This is a genomic window from Bradyrhizobium sp. McL0615 (assembly GCF_049993905.1).
Lineage (GTDB): Bacteria > Pseudomonadota > Alphaproteobacteria > Rhizobiales > Xanthobacteraceae > Bradyrhizobium.
The window spans coordinates 6,238,875-6,256,095 of sequence record NZ_CP188254.1; the positions used below are offsets into that span (position 1 = coordinate 6,238,875).

14 protein-coding genes are annotated in these 17,221 nt (G+C 63.5%); 3 read left to right on the forward strand and 11 right to left on the reverse strand.

Features of this window, described 5'->3' with window-relative positions; genetic code table 11:
- Positions 1–60: 60 nt before the first annotated feature.
- The 3 genes from ACPPVP_RS30125 to ACPPVP_RS30135 form a co-directional block, all read right to left on the reverse strand.
- Positions 61–1,233 (reverse strand): DUF2778 domain-containing protein, encoded by a 1,173-nt coding sequence (locus ACPPVP_RS30125; protein WP_426527147.1) that lies wholly within the window; start codon positions 1,231–1,233, stop codon positions 61–63.
- A 326-nt stretch (positions 1,234–1,559) separates the two neighbouring features.
- Positions 1,560–2,900: an RtcB family protein gene (locus tag ACPPVP_RS30130; protein WP_426527149.1), complete on the reverse strand. Its 1,341-nt coding sequence runs from the start codon at positions 2,898–2,900 to the stop codon at positions 1,560–1,562.
- Between the two features lie 405 nt (positions 2,901–3,305).
- Complete coding sequence (locus ACPPVP_RS30135) at positions 3,306–4,001, reverse strand: DUF899 family protein (RefSeq protein ID WP_426527151.1); 696 nt, start codon at positions 3,999–4,001, stop codon at positions 3,306–3,308.
- Positions 4,002–4,392: 391 nt separating this feature from the next.
- Here ACPPVP_RS30135 and ACPPVP_RS30140 point away from each other — a divergent pair, with 391 nt between their 5' ends.
- Together ACPPVP_RS30140 and ACPPVP_RS30145 are read left to right on the forward strand one after the other, a co-directional pair.
- On the forward strand, positions 4,393–4,914 hold the full coding sequence (locus tag ACPPVP_RS30140) for a FecR domain-containing protein (protein ID WP_426527153.1): 522 nt from the start codon (positions 4,393–4,395) through the stop codon (positions 4,912–4,914).
- Positions 4,915–4,925: 11 nt separating this feature from the next.
- On the forward strand, positions 4,926–6,821 hold the full coding sequence (locus ACPPVP_RS30145; protein WP_426527155.1) for a CHASE2 domain-containing protein: 1,896 nt from the start codon (positions 4,926–4,928) through the stop codon (positions 6,819–6,821).
- A 14-nt stretch (positions 6,822–6,835) separates the two neighbouring features.
- Here ACPPVP_RS30145 and ACPPVP_RS30150 read toward each other — a convergent pair whose 3' ends face one another.
- The 3 genes from ACPPVP_RS30150 to ACPPVP_RS30160 form a co-directional block, all read right to left on the reverse strand.
- A complete protein-coding gene (locus ACPPVP_RS30150; protein WP_426527157.1) occupies positions 6,836–8,335 on the reverse strand; it encodes a glycosyltransferase family 39 protein in 1,500 nt (499 codons plus the stop codon).
- A gap of 195 nt (positions 8,336–8,530) precedes the next feature.
- Positions 8,531–9,661, reverse strand: coding sequence for a glycosyltransferase (locus tag ACPPVP_RS30155; RefSeq protein WP_426538138.1), 1,131 nt, complete (start codon positions 9,659–9,661; stop codon positions 8,531–8,533).
- 317 nt (positions 9,662–9,978) lie between these two features.
- Positions 9,979–10,176, reverse strand: coding sequence for a hypothetical protein (locus tag ACPPVP_RS30160; protein WP_426527159.1), 198 nt, complete (start codon positions 10,174–10,176; stop codon positions 9,979–9,981).
- 520 nt (positions 10,177–10,696) lie between these two features.
- On the opposite strand from ACPPVP_RS30160, the gene ACPPVP_RS30165 reads away from it, so the two are divergent.
- Positions 10,697–11,059 (forward strand): phasin family protein, encoded by a 363-nt coding sequence (locus ACPPVP_RS30165; protein ID WP_426538140.1) that lies wholly within the window; start codon positions 10,697–10,699, stop codon positions 11,057–11,059.
- A gap of 250 nt (positions 11,060–11,309) precedes the next feature.
- Here the strand turns inward: ACPPVP_RS30165 and ACPPVP_RS30170 are convergent, their stop codons facing one another.
- The 5 genes from ACPPVP_RS30170 to ACPPVP_RS30190 all read right to left on the reverse strand — a co-directional run bounded on the left by ACPPVP_RS30170 (position 11,310) and on the right by ACPPVP_RS30190 (position 17,208).
- Complete coding sequence (locus ACPPVP_RS30170) at positions 11,310–12,818, reverse strand: SulP family inorganic anion transporter (RefSeq protein WP_426527161.1); 1,509 nt, start codon at positions 12,816–12,818, stop codon at positions 11,310–11,312.
- Between the two features lie 47 nt (positions 12,819–12,865).
- Positions 12,866–13,873: a formylglycine-generating enzyme family protein gene (locus ACPPVP_RS30175; RefSeq protein WP_426527163.1), complete on the reverse strand. Its 1,008-nt coding sequence runs from the start codon at positions 13,871–13,873 to the stop codon at positions 12,866–12,868.
- A 5-nt stretch (positions 13,874–13,878) separates the two neighbouring features.
- On the reverse strand, positions 13,879–15,246 hold the full coding sequence (locus ACPPVP_RS30180; RefSeq protein WP_426527165.1) for an arylsulfatase: 1,368 nt from the start codon (positions 15,244–15,246) through the stop codon (positions 13,879–13,881).
- A 124-nt stretch (positions 15,247–15,370) separates the two neighbouring features.
- A complete protein-coding gene (locus ACPPVP_RS30185; protein WP_426538142.1) occupies positions 15,371–16,243 on the reverse strand; it encodes an ABC transporter ATP-binding protein in 873 nt (290 codons plus the stop codon).
- Positions 16,244–16,245: 2 nt separating this feature from the next.
- Positions 16,246–17,208: an ABC transporter permease gene (locus ACPPVP_RS30190; protein ID WP_426527167.1), complete on the reverse strand. Its 963-nt coding sequence runs from the start codon at positions 17,206–17,208 to the stop codon at positions 16,246–16,248.
- Between the last annotated feature and the right edge of the window lie 13 nt (positions 17,209–17,221).

The window sequence follows — 17,221 nt, forward strand, 5'->3', positions numbered from 1 at the left end:
GTTGGCCCCATCCTGCTGGATACACCTTCGCGGAGAACCGCCCTCCTCCTGCGCCAGCGCCTACTGCACCTTTGCCAGCACCGCGAGGCGGCGGATGCCCTTGTTCTTGTAGGCGTCGAGGAACGCATAGTAGTCCGCGAACGAGACGCAGCCGTTGGACTGGCCACTCGGCCCGAGCATGTAGCTATGCGCGAGCAATCCATCGCGGCCGTGGATTTTTTCCTCGCCGCCGAGCGGCGTCAGCCGCAGCGCCGGCACGCCGTGAAACAGCGTCTCGCGCGGCTTCAGTTCGTAAATGTGCGGCGGCGTCACGCCCTGCATCCGCACATGCGAATAGCGCACGTCATCCATCTTGGAGCCGAGCCCCGAATGCGCCTCCAGCCTGGTGCCGTCGGGCAGATACACCGTCTTGGCGGCAATATCATACACCGCGGTCTGGCGGTCATAGGGCGGCGCGCCGCCCATCATCGGGTTCTGGCTTCGTGTATCGATGATGCTGCCGGTGACGCTGGCGTCGGCGGAGGCATAAGCCAGAAGCCCGCCAGAGGCCGGCTGCTTGCCCCACAGTTTTTCGACCATGCCCTGCTTCTCGCTGGAAGCAATCGACATCACGGCCGCCTTGGCGCGCTGCGCCATGTCACGAATGGGAGATCCGGATCCCTTCGCGGTCTTGTCCTCCACAGCCTTGGCTTCGGCCTCCTTCGGGGCCGCAGCTGGAACGTTCAAGGCAAGCTTGGTGGCGGGTGTGGCAATTTTCGGCTTTGTGGTTTCGGCAGGCTTTGCGCCCTGAACGGCCTTCGGCGCTTCGGCCGATGGCGAAGCTTCCGCCAGCCTCGTCGTTTCGACGGGTTGGGACGCAACGGATCTGGGCAGCTCGCCTTGCGGCGCCGACGCGGCAAACCGTTCGTTGAACATCAGCGAGCTTGCGACGTTTTCCGGCGCGGGCATCACCAGCGGCCGTTGCTCCAGCGATGCGAATATTTCGTTGAAAGCCGGCTGCACCGGACGAGCAGCGACAGCGGTCGGGTTCTTGACGACGGGCGCCTCGAAGGCGGCGCTGTTCACGGTCGGATAGACGCTGGCGCCAAGCACGTTGGTGTAGACGGTCCACGCGCAGCCGAGCACGAGGCCCGTGACCGCGACACCGCCGAGGAAATGTTGAGGAACGCCCCTACGAGAAGGTTTCCTGCGGTTGTGCACCGCAGGGCCGAACGCACGCATACGCTTACTCATTCACACAACGCCCAGAACAACAATTCCAACAACTCCCCCGTTTGATGCTGCGTCCGGATAGGTCCCCAACAGCATCTCGCAGAGGCACAGAGCGCCATTAAGGCGGCTTTTAGTTAAATCCGACTTAAACTCGGGCGGATGTAAGGCGCGGCACAAGTATATGTAATTATTGAATAAATCGATTCCGTATTTGTGCGACGGGTTCCACCAAAATTGGTGACATCCGGTGTGTCTGCCCACCGGATGTCCCATATCGGGCCAAGTTGCGGCATTGGCGCGTTTTCCAGCGAAACATGCCCCCGGACTTGGTCCGAGGGTCGATACCGCTAGTCCTTGAACGGGTCGAACTCGTTCTCGCCGGCCATGGCGACCGCGAACGGACGCAGCGTGTGCTGCACCCTGATCGAACCGCCGTGCTCGGCCAGCACCTCCGGCAGCCGGCGATAGGCCATCGGGCTTTCATCGAGGTCGGCGCCCACCAGCGTCACGCCGCGCGATTGCAGCCAGGCGTCCATCTCGGCCCGCGTGAACCGCCGCTTGGCCTCCTTGCGACCGAACAAGCGGCCCGCGCCGTGCACCGTCGAGTACAGCGAAGCCTTCGCCTCCTCGCTGTCGACGCCTTCAACGATGACCGCGTCATCGCCCATCGAGCCGCCGATGAAGCCACGCTGGCCGGGGAATGCCGGCGTTGCGCCCTTGCGCACCACCCACAAATCCCTGCCGCCATGATTCTCCCGCCACGCGTAATTGTGGTGGTTGTGAACCATGTCGGTGACTTCGCCGCCGATGATGCGGCGCACGCGATCGATTACCCACTCGCGTCCGGCATAGGAGTAGCGCCCGGCGAGTTGCATCGCCGCGATGTAACGCCGTCCGACCTCGCTGTCCTCGTCGATCACGGCGGGCGGCACGTTCATGCCGTCCTTGCCGCCGGCGGCCTTGAGGTAGCGGGTCGCGCTGGTGTGACCGAGGCCGCGGCTGCCGAAGTGCACGCCGATCCAGACAAAGCCCGCCTCGTCGCGCAACAGGTCGACGTAGTGGTTGCCCGATCCGACGGTGCCGAGTTGCGCCACCGCCTTCTGCCGGTACGCGCCCATGTCGGACTCGTGCCACGCATCCGCGTCGTCGAACAGTTCATGCTCGACCCGCTCGTCGTTGGTGCGTCCGACGCCGAACGAGATCACGTTGTGCACGTCCTTGATGATCGTGCCAACGTTGCCTTCGATCTGGCTGAACGGCGTGTCGAGGCGCACGGCCATGTTACCGCAACCGATGTCGAAGCCGACACCGGAGATGCTGATCTGCTTCTCATAGGCAATCACGCCGCCGACCGGCTGGGCATAGCCGAGATGACCGTCAGCGCAAATCACGCCGGCGACCGCGTTGCCGACCGACATGCAATTGCGCATCTGCGCGATCGTCGCGTCATCGTGCTTGCCGAAGACCTTGAGCGGGCTGTTCTGGTATTGCGCGGCCTGCGGCTTGAGCGCGATATCGGCGGCAACGCCCTGCGCATCGCGCACAAGCTTCTCCTTGCGCGCCGCGTCGCGAAACAGGCACCACGTCGGCATCGGCCGCTGGCCGGGCCGGTCGATCTTCGCATCGGGGTCGCGCCCGGCCTCGACAGCCAAAGCCCGGGCGCGCTCCTGGTAGGGATCGGATCGCATCTCACTCTCCTTCACTGCACTACGTCGTTCCGAAGGCCGTTCAGGACTCCGGAGCGTCCCGTGTCAGTCGCGACACAGGTCGGTTTGGTTTGCAGGCAGGGAGGAATTGCGAGGTCGAGCTTGCCACAAATGGCATACCGCGGATCATTCCCTGCCTTGGCGGCAGAGGGAGACCCGCTGCCGCGTTACGCTGGTAGATTGCCTTGGCGGTACGATTCACTCATCGAAGACACGCCAGCGGCGCACGTCAAGGCACGACCATGCCGGACGACCGGCTGGCCTGCATCACGTGATGGATTGGTGTCTAAACGAAGCATCGTCTTTCCATGGATCGGCGGAAGCGCGCGATCACATACATCAATCTCAGGATTTGTAAACAGGCCGGCACCCGGCGCGAGCGCGGCGCTAATAACTCAACCGCGGATACCAATCCTTGCCGCGCCCTTCCGGCGTGGTGTCCAAAATGGTCCACAGCGGATCCATGTCGGGCGCGCCGCGCGGATCCTGCCCGGGATCGGCGGTCGAGGGCCCCATTTCGCCGGCCCAGAAATGGCGGATGCTGCCGTCGCGGCGCGTGAACACGTTGTAGCCAGGCGCGTCGGCATCGGCTGCGCTGACATAGTCGCGCGTAAAATCGCCCGACGCGTCCGAGTAGATCCGGTGCTGTGTCCAGCCCCGCGCCCTCTTCGCCTCGATCAGCCGCGCGATCGGCGAGCGCGCCACGAACACGAACGCGATGCGCTGCTCGACATCGGGCAGCTTTGCTTCCCAGGTGCTCATGAAGGACGTGCACATCGGGCATGGCTGCTCGCGTGCGGGACCGAACATGTAGCTGTAGATCACGAGCGTCTGCTTGTTGCCGAACAGGTCCGGCAAGGCCGCCTTGCCGCCCTCGCCTTCGAACGCATAGTTCTTTGTCACCGCCCCTCCCGGCGGCAGCGTGCGGCGCAACTCGGCGACGCGCTCGATGTGGCGGCGCAGTTCGATCTCCTCCGCCAGCAATTGCTCGCGGGCGCAGCGATATTCGGCGCTCTCATTGGGAAAGCGCACGCTGTTGCCGCGCGCGAGTTCGGCGGCGGGTTTCAGGGCGGAACCGGACATGACAAAACCTCGATTCTGGTTGATCTGCCTACAAGACGTTTTACGGCGCGTCGCTCCGACACTGCCGCGCCAAAGGACGCGTCGAAAATCGCCGTTCCGGTGCCCACGCGACAAGTTGCATACCGGCCTTGCGTTCCCGCAGGGCGCGCGGGGGTGGCCACATCCGGAAGGGGTCCATTCAACCTCTTCTAATTTCTGCCTTTTCAGCGCTGTAAACGGTCGTTTACGACGCCTTTTGGGTCGCACTGCGCGATCGGAGTTTTCGCCGAACCTTATGGCCCGCCGGCAGACACATTATCTGCGCACCTTTTCGCTTTGCACGTGGGGGCGCCAGTATGATACGGTACCGTATCAGTCCAATTTTCTCCCGTGCCCGGAAGGGGAAGTTGCCATGTCGAGGCTGGCGCGCGCCGGATGGATCGCTTGTTCAAGTCTGCTGCTGCTGACCGCGGACGCAGCAGCCCAGCCTGCGAAACTGGGCTGCAATGCCGAGCAGTCGGCGCTGGGAACGCAAACGCTGCGCTGTCCGACAGCGATCACGATCGTCGCCGAAAGCGGCGCGAAGTTCGAGCTCAGGGATCGCAACCGCGATGGCCATGTCGATTCCGTCGAACTCAGCAACAAGGCCCTGCTGCTCGAGGTGCCGAAGCAGCCGGGCCGCACCAAATTCGATGTAGTGACGCCGCAGGCGATTGCGGCGGTGCGCGGCACCAAGTGGGCGGTAGACGCCGAAGGTGCAAAGACATCGGTCTTCGTCGTCAACGGCCGCGTCCGCGTGGCACGGCCCGCCGGCCGCGGCAGTGTTGTACTCGGCGCCGGTGACGGCGTCGATGTCGAGCCGTCGGGCGCACTGATCGTCAAGCGCTGGCCGCCTGCGCGCGTGACAGCCCTGATGGCAAGATTGGCACAATAGAAGACACGCAAATGAACCGTCGACGTCTTCACATTCTGGTTGCGTTGCTCTGCACGGGACTCTGGGCCGGCGCGATCTGGCTCGGCCATAGCAGCGGCCATTTGCGGTTTCTCGACCGGCTCGAGTCGGCATTGTCAGATGTGCGAACGTTGGCGCGCGACGTAAAGGCACCGCCGGACCTCGTCACGATCGTTGCGATCGACGATACCATCGTCAAGCTGGCCGGCACCTATCCGCTGCCGCGCACCGAGATTGCCAAGATCATCGAGGCGATCGCGCGGCTGGAGCCGAAGGTCATCGCGATCGATCTTCTCCTGGTCGACAAGGGACCTGTCGATGGCGATGCGGCGTTCGCGAAAGCGCTCGCGGCGAGTCCGACCGTGCTGGCAGCGGCGGCGGTATTTTCGAACACCGTTCAGCCTTCCGTGGAAGACGACGGGCCACTGGCCCGCCTGCCGAAGGCCGACCGTTTCCTGCTGCCGCTCCCGGCCTTTGCAGACCGTGCGGAAGTCGGCATCGCTAATGTGGCGACGGGACAGAGCGGAACGCCGATGTCGGTCCCTATGCTGTTTCGGACAGGCGACAAGATCGAATTGTCGTTTCCGCTTCGTGTCGCATCCGTCGCGATCGGTCAGAAGCTGACCATCGAGCCCGACCGCCTGCTGTTCGGTGACCGGTCGATCGCGACCGCCTCCGATTATGCGCTGCCGATTTCCTATTACGGCCCGCGCCGCACCATTCGCACCGTCAGCGCCGCAAATCTGGTCGACGGCCAGGTCGACAAGGAAGCCATTCAGGGCCGGATCGTCGTCATCGGCGCGACCGCCACCGGCGCCGGCGACTTCTTCCCGACGCCGTTCGATTCACTGATGCCGGGGGTGGAAATCATTTCCACCGCGATCACGCATCTGGTCGCAGGTGACAGCGTCGTGCGCAACGGGCCGGTTCGCGTCATCGAGGCCATCACGACGATCCTGCTCCCGATGCTGCTGATCGGTTTGCTGGCGTGGCGGCGAAACGCTTTCGGTCTGCTCACGGTCAGCGCGGTGATGCTGGCATGGGCGGCTGCGAACACGGCTGCTTTCGCGCACGGCATATGGCTCGACGCCGCAACGACGATGGCCGCGGCGGTGCCGCCGGTCATCCTGTTCGGTGCGTTGCAACTATGGTCGGGCCGGCGCAACGCACAGTATCTCGCCGTCCAAAACAGGCTGCTTGAACAATTCCAGACGCCGGGCCTGCAGGAATGGCTGACGCGCGATCCTGATTTCCTGCTGGCGCCGGTCAGGCAGAACGCCGCCGTCGTGTTCGTCGACCTGTCCGGATTTACCTCGCTCAGCGAAACGCTCGATCCGGAGGCCACGCGGGCGCTCTTGAAGGAGTTTCACGCCCTGGTCGACAAGGAAGTGACGCGGTGCGGCGGCATGATCACGAGTTTTCTTGGCGATGGCGCCATGATCTTGTTCGGGCTGCCGGAGGCTGCGCCGGATGACGCCGCGCGCGCGGCGCAATGTTCGATCGCGCTCTGCGTCAAGACCGAACGCTGGATCGAGGCGTTGCCGCCGGAAATGGCGGCGCGAATTGGCTTTAAGATCGGCGCACATTTCGGACCGACCGTCGCCTCCCGGCTCGGCGGCCGCAATCACCAGCACATCACCGCAACCGGCGACACCGTGAACGTGGCGAGCCGCCTGATGGAAGTGGCGGCCCGCCACGATGTCCGGCTGGCGCTGAGCGATACGCTGCGCATCGCGGCGGAAGACATCGGCGCCCGGCTGAAAACCGGCAGCCTTGCCGGCCCCGTCGAGACGCAGATTCGCGGCCGGTCAGGCTCGCTCACGGTCTGGCTGTGGCGGGACGAACAAAGCCCGATGGATCAACGAATGCATCCCGACGCCGCGGAGTGACCGGCCGCGTCGCCCTACTGCAATTCCGGCGGCGGCGTGCGGTCGAATACCTCGCCCTTCGGCCCTTCCAGCAGATGCAGCGCATAGGTCTCGATCAGCAGCGGCCCGCGCTTGCGCTCGACCTCGCCGACCTTCTCGACGCGGGCGAACATGTCCTGCAACGGCGCATCGCCCGGAAAGACTTCGCGGACATAGAGTAATGGGCCGGCCAGCTGCGCCGCATCGGGCTCAGGCATGTTGACCCAGCGGATGCGCTGGTTCTGCTGCGCCACACAGGTGCCCTTCGGTAGATGGAAGGCGAGCCAGCCGGTGGTGCCGTAGTCCGAGGCCAGCACGCATGTGGCTCCCGTTCGCGCCCTCGCCGCTTCGATCGCGGCAGCCGTTTCGCGCCAGCCGATGCCGACGCTGCGCACGGTGGCATCGCGGCGATAGCCCGACAGCATGCCGGTGTCGGCCTGCACGACCAGCAGTATGAACATCAACACACCGCCCGGCGCGGCCCAGCGCCTGCAGAAATCGACCACGCGCTGCCAGCGCGGCTCCCATTCGACCAGATGCGCGGCGACGGCCGCGGCGATCACAAACGCCGGGTAGACCGGCGCAAACCAGTTGGCCTCGACGCGGGCATGCAGCGAGTGCCAGACGAAATAGGCGACGATGACCCAGAACATCGTATTGACGAGCACGCGCGCCGGTCGCGCGCCGGCACGTTGGCGGAACAGCGCGTACAGCCCCATCGCGCCGAGCATCCACACCAGCGGCGTGGCGAATATAATCTGCGTCGGAATCAACTCGGCGATGAAGACCGGGCGGAAATCCTCGATCCTTGCCCGCCCCATCTGCTTGATAAAGGACACCCAGTGGTGGTCGCCGTTCCAGAGAATGACCGGCGCAAACAGAGCCAGCGCGACGAGCCCGCCGAGATACAGCCATGGCGAGATCAGCCAGTGCCGCAGTTTGGGAACGGCGACCAGCCAGATCAGGATCGCCGGACCGAAGAACAGCGCGGTGTATTTCGACAGCAACGCGCAACCGGCGGCCGCGCCGACCGCCAGCCACCACACGCCGCGGCCGGTCTGCAGCACCTTGGCGAGCGCAAACAGCAGCAGGCTGGAAGCCACCAAAAGCGGCGCGTCCGGCGTGACGATCATGGTGCCGACCGCGGCCATCAACGTGATGTTCAGCAGGATCGCCGACGAGGCGGCCACGCGCCGGCTGCCAAACAGGATGGCGGCGGCCTGATAGATCGCCCAGCTCATCGGCAGCGCCAGCAGGATCGAGACCAGCCGGACGCCGAATTCGGTATCGCCTGCGATCAGCGTGCCGAGCCGGATCACCACCGCGACGCCAGGCGGATGATCGTAAAAGCCGCCGGCGAGATGCTTCGACCACATCCAGTAATAGGCTTCGTCGAAGGTGATCGGCGTAAACGCCGCGGCGATCAGGCGCAGCGCCACCAGCCCCAGGATCGCCAAACCCGTGTTGAGGGCAACCCGCGCCTCGCCGGACTTCATTTTGGAGCCCGCCCGCCACCGGTCATCCCCGCGAAAGCGCGGATCCTGGACGCCGGGAAGCCTGCGATCAACCCGATAGGTCGCGGCGTACGGGGTCGCCCGGTCAAGCCGGGCGATGACGGCAGAGTGTGAGCGGAGCACGTCATTCCGTCACTCTTCACGCGAACCGGCTATCCGCTTCGAAAATGCTGTCCGTCATCGCTTGCGCCAGACGAACAGTCCGGACATCGCGTAGTTCCAGACCACGCCCATCAGTGCTCCCGCTGCGCCCGCGAGCCACCAGATCGGTTCCTGGTCGAAGACCGCGAACGCGACACCGACATTGGCGAGCAGTCCGACGCCGCAAACGAGATAGAACAGCAACAGACCGCGCAGGATTGCAAATCCCTTCAGCCGCTGGTCGCGATAGGTGAGGAAGTTGTTCAGGATGAAATTGCTGGTCATGGCAATCAGCGCGCCGGCCGCCTGCGCTTCCGCGAACGGCTCCTTCAGAATCTCATGCGCAATGAAGAGCGCCGTAAGATGCACGACGAGGCCGGTGCCGCCGACCATGGCGAACAACAGGAAACGCAGCGACACCACGTCATTCGTCAACTTCGCCAGCACCAGGCCGAGGAAATCCAGTGCCACCATGGAATCGAGCTTGCTTTCGCCGTGCTGGCGCGAACCGAAGGTGTAGGGAATTTCGATCGTACGCAGCTTGCCCTGCGCAGTCGCAATGATGTCGAGCAGTATCTTGAAGCCCTGGGTCGAGAGCTGCGGCGCCAGTTGCTCGAAGCGATCGCGGCGGATCATGAAGAAGCCGCTCATGGGATCGGCGACCTCGACCTTCAGGGCGCGCCGGGCGACCTCGGTTGCAAGCTGGCTGGCCCCTGCCCGCTGCTTGTCGAAACTGTCGGCGCTGCCGCCCTCGATATAGCGGCTACCGACCACGAGTTCCGCCTCGCCGCTTTGCAGCAGCGCGACCATCTTCGGCAGTTGCGTTTCGTCGTGCTGCAGATCGGCGTCGATGACGGCCGCATACGGGCCGCTCGAGGCCAAAATGCCCTCGATGCAGGCACCCGACAGGCCGCGCCTCCCGATCCGGCGGATGCAGCGCACGCGCGAGTCCTTCCGCGCCAGCCCCCGCACCACTTCCCAGGTCCCGTCAGGGGAATTGTCATCGACAAAGACCACTTCCCAGGCAATGCCGGTAAGTGTGGCCGCCAACCGCCGGTACAGCACCGTGACGTTGTCGCGCTCATTGAAGGTCGGCACAACGACCGAAAGCTCAGGCAAACCGGCCTGCGACGGGGTTTCGGGGCCCGGTTTGATGGCGTCATTCATGATCGCCAGCGTATATCCGCAGCCGCCCGACATGCCAAGGCGAGCTTCGAGAACGAGGTGACCGGACAGTGAAAACGGGAGTGAAATCGGCCCGGTGCTCGCCCAATTGGGCGGATCGTTAGTCGCCGCCCGAGCGGGTCCAGGGCCAGCTTCGCTTGAAAATGCTCTGAAAATGCCAACGACCACGAACAGAGGGCGCGCGTACATCCGGCGCAGCCAAACTATTCATGGTCGTCCCAGCGCCGGAGCTTTGAAGCGTCAACGTCGCCGTTAAGTGCTAGATAGGAACGCCCTGAGCATTCCGCAAGGATCCGCCCCTAGTTCGGAACTTCCCGAATCACCGGCCCGCGCGGGGCTGGCACGGCGGGAACCGGCTGAAGCGTCGCGGGTTGCTGGAAACTCGCCGGCCTGGCGGGCTTTCCGAACTGGCCGATCGGCCCGTAGGCGATCGCAACCACCATCACGATCGATGCCACGATGGCTCCCAAAAGACCGGCGACTGACTGCGAATTCATACTCGACTACCCCCACGCCTGACGAGGAACTGATATCACGGAAAAAGCGCGTGGAGGAGTCTCGGCGTCAGCCACCGGCAAAACCGGCCGCCGACGCGACTTTCAAAATCTCACCACGCGAGCGCCGCGCGACGGACAAGCAAGAACCGCGATTCCATCGTAAACAAGACAGAGTCTCGACCTTCGGGTTGACAGGGAAGAGGGGAAAAAGATGTCGACGACAGATGGGACCAAATCGGCCGGGAAATCCGGACGGGGCAAGGGCAAGGGCGAGAAGCGCAAGAAAGCTGTTGCCCAAGAGGCAGTTTCGCAACCGGGTTTGCCTGAAAGCCCGGCGCCGGCTCAACCGCAGAGCCCGGATCAGGATCAGCAACTGCAGCAGCCGGAGCCGGTTCACGCGGAGAGCCCGAAGGCGGATCTGGAGCCGGCCGTCCAAGAGCCTGTCGTTGCCGTCGCCGCGTCGCCCGAGCCGCAGCCGGCTTTGGCGTCCTCGCCTCCCGAACCCTCGCCTTCCGAACCCTTGCCCGCCGAGTCTGCGTCAGCCGCGCCGCCGGCCGCCGAACCCGCGTTAGCCGAACCGGCACCGGCCGGGCTTGCATCAGCCGAGCTTGCGCCGGTGAGCCTGCAGACCATCGCGAATGCCTATCGCGACTACACACGGAAATCGCTTGAAGAGTTCGGATCGTTTGTCGAACAGCTCAGCGGCGTTCGCTCGCTCGACAAGGCGATGTCGGTTCAGACCGAATTCGTGAAGCGCGCCTATGAGAATTCGGTCGCCGAGTCGCAGAAGATCTGTGAACTTCACAACCGCCTTGCCAAGCAAACCCTCGACCCGTTCAAGGGACTGACGGGCAAGACGCCCGCGACGCACGGTAAGCCCTGAGGTTCACGCAAGAGCGGCTTGGCGCAAATTGATGCAAGCAAAAGGCTCCGGTTTTCCGGAGCCTTTTTGTCAACAGATTCCGCCTACGAGCCGGCGCCCTGACTTCGCTTCGATGCCGGTCCGGTCCCGCGCATATAATGCCGCTCAGGCCGGTAGCGCCCGGCCCAGGCTCGCATGATCCTGCCGGTGAAAGCCGATATCCAATGAAAGATGGCCATCGATTGATCCTCTGGTCCTGCAATCTTGCAATTCACGCGCCAAGCTGGCCGGTTAGCCGCTGGTGAAACGATGAACTGCGCTGGTCGAGCCCGGTGAAGGTGACGGTCGCACCATGCTCGCGGTACTTGGTTTCGATCGAATCCAGTGCTGCGACGCTCGACGCATCCCAGATCTGGGAATGGGTCAGATCGATCAGGACGCGCTTGGGGTCGGCGCCATAGGAGAAACGCTCGACGAGATCGTTGCTGGAGCCGAAGAACAATGGGCCATGGACATTGTAATGGACCGACATTCCGTCCTGGCTCACGGTGCGCTCGGCGCGAATGACATGCGCGACGCGACGCGCGAACAGGATCATCGCCAGCACCACGCCGACGGCGATACCGATAGCGAGGTTGCCGGTGACGACGGTCACCGCAACCGTCGTCACCATGACCATCGTTTCCGGGATCGGCATCCGCCGGAACGTCGCCGGCCGGACGCTGTGCCAGTCGATGGTCTTGAGCGCGGCGATCATCATGACGGCGGCCAACGCCACCATCGGTATCTGCGCCATCAACTCGCTTAAGCCCGTCACCAGCACCAGCAGCACAATGGCGGCGACCGCCGTCGAAATGCGGGTGCGGCCCTGCCCGATTTTCACGTTGACGACGGTCTGGGCGATCATCGCGCAACCGCCAATGCCGCCATAGAAACCGGCGGCGATGTTGGCGATGCCGAGCGCCCAGGATTCTTTGCCCTTGTGCGACCGCGTATCGGTCAGGTCGTCGACCAGCTTGGCGGTCAGCAGCGTCTCGAGCAGGCCGACAAAGGCAACGCTGATGGCGGTCGGCCAGATGATGCGCAGCGTGCTGAAGTCGAGCGGGACCGCGAACGCGGTGATGCCGGGCAGCCCCGACGCCATAGTGCCCTCGCCGCCGACATTGGGCACCGTGAGATGCCCCAAAATCACGATCGATGTCACCACGATGATGGCGACCAGCGGCGCCGGCACCGATGTCGTGATGCGCGGCGTGACAAGGACGATCGCAATCGTCAATGCGAACAGCGGATAGACCAGCCACGGTACGTTGAAAATATGAGGCACCTGCGCGGCGAAGATCAGAATGCCGAGCGCGTTGACGAAGCCAATCATCACCGAACGCGGGATGAAGCGTGTCAGCCGCGCCAGGCCCGCAAGCCCGAACGCGATCTGGATGATACCCGCCAGCAGGATGGTCGGCAGGACATAGCCAACCCCATGCAGCTTCACCATCGGCCCGATCACCAGCGCGATCGAACCGGCCGCCGCCGTGACCATGGCCGGCCTGCCGCCGAGAACGGACATCGCGAGGCACAGCACGATCGAGGAGACCAGCGCCACCTTGGGATCGACGCCCGAGACAAACGAGAACGAAATCACCTCGGGGATCAGCGCCAGCGCCGTAATGATGCCGGCCAGCGATTCCCGAACGAAAAGGTTCGGGGCACGAAGCACCGCTGCGATCGACGGCGCGTCTTCGAATTCTGATTGGGTGACGGCGGGGGTCGCGACTTGCATGGAAGTATCCGGAATATGTTGACGGCTTGTTCGAAACCGGTGGCGCGTCAGCCGCCAGGCGGTTTATGGACGACGCAGCGGAAGCCGATATGACAGGTGGAGGAATCGGCCGTTTCGCCCTGACGGGCCGACGGCCGATACCGAAGGCAGTAGTTGGGCGCGCAGAGATGCGAGCCACCTTTCACGACGCGGCGCGTCGACCGGTCATCGCCGGCGTTTGGATGGCAGCAGGATTGCGGCGGCTGATCGGGGGCGGCGTCATACGGGCTCGACGTCCATTCCCAGACATTGCCGACCATGTCGAACAGGCCGTAACCGTTCGCAGGAAACGCGTCGACCGGCGAAGTCCCCTCGTATCCGTCCTCGGTTAGATTCTCGTGGGGGAATTGACCCTGCCAGGTGTTGGCCAGAAACCGTCCTTCGGGATTGGCGGCATCGCCCCAGGGATAGGCTTTGCCTTCAAGACCGCCGCGGGCGGCGAACTCCCATTCCGCTTCGCTCGGCAATTGCTTGCCGCACCATGCCGCATAGGCGAGCGCGTCCTCATGAGCGACGTGCACGACGGGATGATCGTCGCGACCGGCGATCGAACTCTCCGGCCCCTCCGGATGCCGCCAGTCCGCGCCGGGGCGATATTCCCACCAGGCGAGATTGTTACGCAAGCTGACCGGGCGATCCGGTTTAACAAACACCAGCGAACCCGGCACTAGCAACGCCGGATCGGCATCGGGATACATCGCCGGATTCGGCGGACGCTCGGAATAGGTGACATATCCCGTCGCCTCGACGAATTTCCGGAATTCGGCGTTGGTGACCGGGTAGATGTCTATCCAGAAGCCATCGACGAAGGCTGGACGGACCGGGCGTTCCTCCCGATAGAAGCTGTTGGAGCCCATCAGGAAGTTGCCGCCCGGGATCCAGTTCATGGCTTCGGGCTTGACCGCGTCGGGCACCAAGCCCGATTTGGCCTTGCCGGGGAGAACGCAGCAGCCCTCTCCCCGGCGATGGCCGGCTGCACCATGCGCGATCGTTTCCGCTCTCGTCGGTGCAGTCATCGCATTCAGGCCTTGGCGTGTTGCTTGGGCACGAAATCAAGCGCGGCGCCGGGCGGAATCAGCTCCTCCTTCTTGGCGCTCTCCTCGAAATCCCTGATGATGCGCTGGGCGTGCTGCATCACCCACCAGCGTACGTAACGCTGGTTGACGGCATCACGCTCCTTCGGGTCTTCCTTCAGATGCGTGATGCGGGCAAATCCGAGCGCCAGTTCCGGATCGTGAAAGTGCTGCTGCCGCTTGAAGTTGATCTTGAAGTCCTTCCACTTCACGGCGTGCAATTCATCCTTGAGCCAGACGATGCAGGACTCGCGGTTGGAGGTTTCCTGCTTGCCGAGGAAGAACGGGCTCTGGTCGACACCGTCGATCAGCCGGTCGGCGGGTGCCTTGCAGCCGGTCATCGACAGCAGCGTGGTGAACATGTCGGTGACATGAACCATCTCGTTGCTTTCAATGCCTGCCGGAATCCGGTTCGGCCAGCGGATCAGAAGCGGAGTGCGGATGCCGCCTTCCGCGGAACTGAAGTAGGAACCGTCGAAGAAGCCGCCGGTGCCACGGCCGGCGAGGTGATCTTCGGCGCCGTTGTCGCCGCACATCACGACGATGGTGTTATCGGCAACGCCGAGTTCATCGAGCTTGTCGAGCAGCACGCCGAAGTCGTGGTCGAGCATCAGGAGGCAGTCGCCCCAATCGCCATTGGTGCTCTTGCCGACGAATTCATCGCGTGGGCTCATCGGGAAGTGCATCAGCGAGTGGTTGAAGTAGCAGTAGAACGGCTTGTCCGCCTTGACGGACTTTTCCATGAACTTGATGGCGCGCTTCTGGTACTCGAGGTCGCAGGTCTTCTTGGTCTCCATGGTGAGCTGCTCGTCCTTGAGCGGCCACGCACCCTTGCCCTTGGCGCCCTCGTGCATGTGCGAGAAGCCGTCGCGCTCCGGCACATAATGCGGGTCGGTCAGCCACATGCATTCGTCATAGGTGCGTAAGGGGCCATACCATTCGTCAAAACCGTGATCGGTCGGGAAGCGGCCGTCCTCGGCGCCGATGTGCCACTTGCCGTAGATCGAGGTGGCATAACCGGCTTCCGACAGGATCGAGCCGATGGTGCGCTCCCACTTGACGATGCCGCCGCCATTGCCGCCGAGCGCGATGGTATGGTTGCCCGAGCGGATCGGAAAGCGGCCGGTCATCAGCGCCGAGCGGGTCGGCGTGCACTGCGGCTCGACGACATAATGCGTCAGCTTGACGCCTTGCTTGGAGAAAGCGTCCATGCGCTTGGTATCAGCGCCGCGCAGAATGCCGCCGCCGTAGCAGCCGAGTTCGCCCATGCCGAGGTTGTCGACGTGGAAAAACAGTATGTTTGGTTTCGTTGCCATTGAATTCTCCGATCTGTGACGCAGGCGCAGGTCGTCGTTGACGCGCGCGCTCTTCGCGTCTCTCCTTGGTTGATGTCGTTGATTGGTGTTTCGCGCCTGTGCGGCCGCGACGTTCAGTATTGTCTCAGAAGATCTCGCCTACTCCTTTCGGTCCCACTTTCATTCCGAAGCCTGAAAGGCCTCGATCCTTGATCTCGGGAGCCATGGCGGCCAGCGACTCTTCGCGGATCAGCCCCTTGAGCTCCTGCACCAGGTTCATGAATTCCGGCGTGTCGGTCATCTCGGCCCTGCGCGGACGTGGCAGCGGCACCTTGATTTCCGCCTTGATGCGGCCCGGCCGCGCCGTCATGACGTAGATGCGGTCGGAGAGGAAAATCGACTCTTCGATATCGTGGGTGATGAACAGCACCGAGATCTTGAACTGCTGCCAGATATTGGTCAGGATTTCCTGCATCACGACGCGGGTTTGCGTGTCGAGCGCACCGAACGGTTCGTCCATCAGCAGTACCTGCGGACTTGTCGCCAGCGCGCGGACGATGCCGATGCGCTGCTTCATGCCGCCGGAAAGCTGGTCGGGATAATGGTTCTCGAACGACAGCAGTCCGGCGAGATCGAGCAGCGCGCGGGCCGTGGTGTTGCGCTTGCTTTGCTCGACGCCGGCCATCTTCAGGCCGAACTCAACGTTCTTGCGAACCGACAGCCAGGGAAAGAGCGAATATTGCTGGAACACGACACCGCGGTCCGAGCCGGGCCTGGTGATCGCTTTGCCGTCGAGCTTCGCCTCGCCAAGCGTCGGCTTGACGAAGCCGGCGACGATGCTGAGCAAGGTCGACTTGCCGCAGCCCGACGGCCCAATCAGCGAGACGAACTCGCCCGGCTGCACGTTGAGCGATACGTTCTCGACGGCGACGACCTTGTTGTCGTGGGCGCCGAACGTCACGCCCATGTCGCGAACGTCGATGAAGCCCTTCTGGGTTTCGGCTTCAGCCATTGCCATCGTCATCGCTTGCCTCCCGGTGCGAATGCCAGCCACGGCATCAGGAGGCTGCCAACCACCCGGATGATGCCGCTGCAGGCCAATCCAAGGAAACCGATCGTGATCATGCCGAGCACGATCGCGGGATAGTCCACCAGCGAGTAGGCTTCCCAGGTGAAGTAGCCGACGCCGAACTGACCGGAGATCATCTCGGCCGCAATCAGCGATACCCACGCCACGCCCATGCCGACGGCAAGGCCGGTGAAGATGTGCGGCAGCGAACCGGGCAGGATCACGTTCAGGAGCAGGCGGAACTCACTCGCACCCAGGCAGCGCGCCGCCCGTACCAGCACGCCATCGAGCGAATGCACGCCGTGGATGGTGTTGAGCAGGATCGGGAAGAAGGCGCCGATGAAGGTGATGAAGACGATGCTGGCTTCATTGTTCGGCCATAGCATGATCGACATCGGCACCCAGGCGATCGCCGGAATCGGCCGCATAATCTCGACGACGGGCATGAACAGGTCACGCACGCGCTGATATTTTCCGATCGCGAGCCCGAGCGGCACGCCGATCGCCATGGCGATGAAGAAGCCGAGCAGGATGCGCCGCACGCTAATGGCGATGTTGACGAGATACTTGTTGGACAGCCCGACCTGTGTCAGCTGCTGATACACTTCATAGGGCGTCGGGACGTTCTTGAAGCGAATGTAAAATTCGAGCCGGTACTTGGTTCCGACATACCAGAACAGGAACAGGGCCCCGATCGAGATGCAGGCGAGTGCTGCGGTAATGATCCGCTCGCGGGTGATCCTGGCGAACAGGCCCCGCAACACCTCGGTCAGCGAAACGGTCTGGATTGGCTCCGGTGCAGGAGCTTCCGACATGACCGGCGCCGGGGCATCGGCCGGAGCCGCCGCGCCCATGCTTTGCGTGGCGGTGGGCTTCACCGCCACCGGCTCGTGATCGCTCTGCTTGTCAATCATCGGGAGAACTACA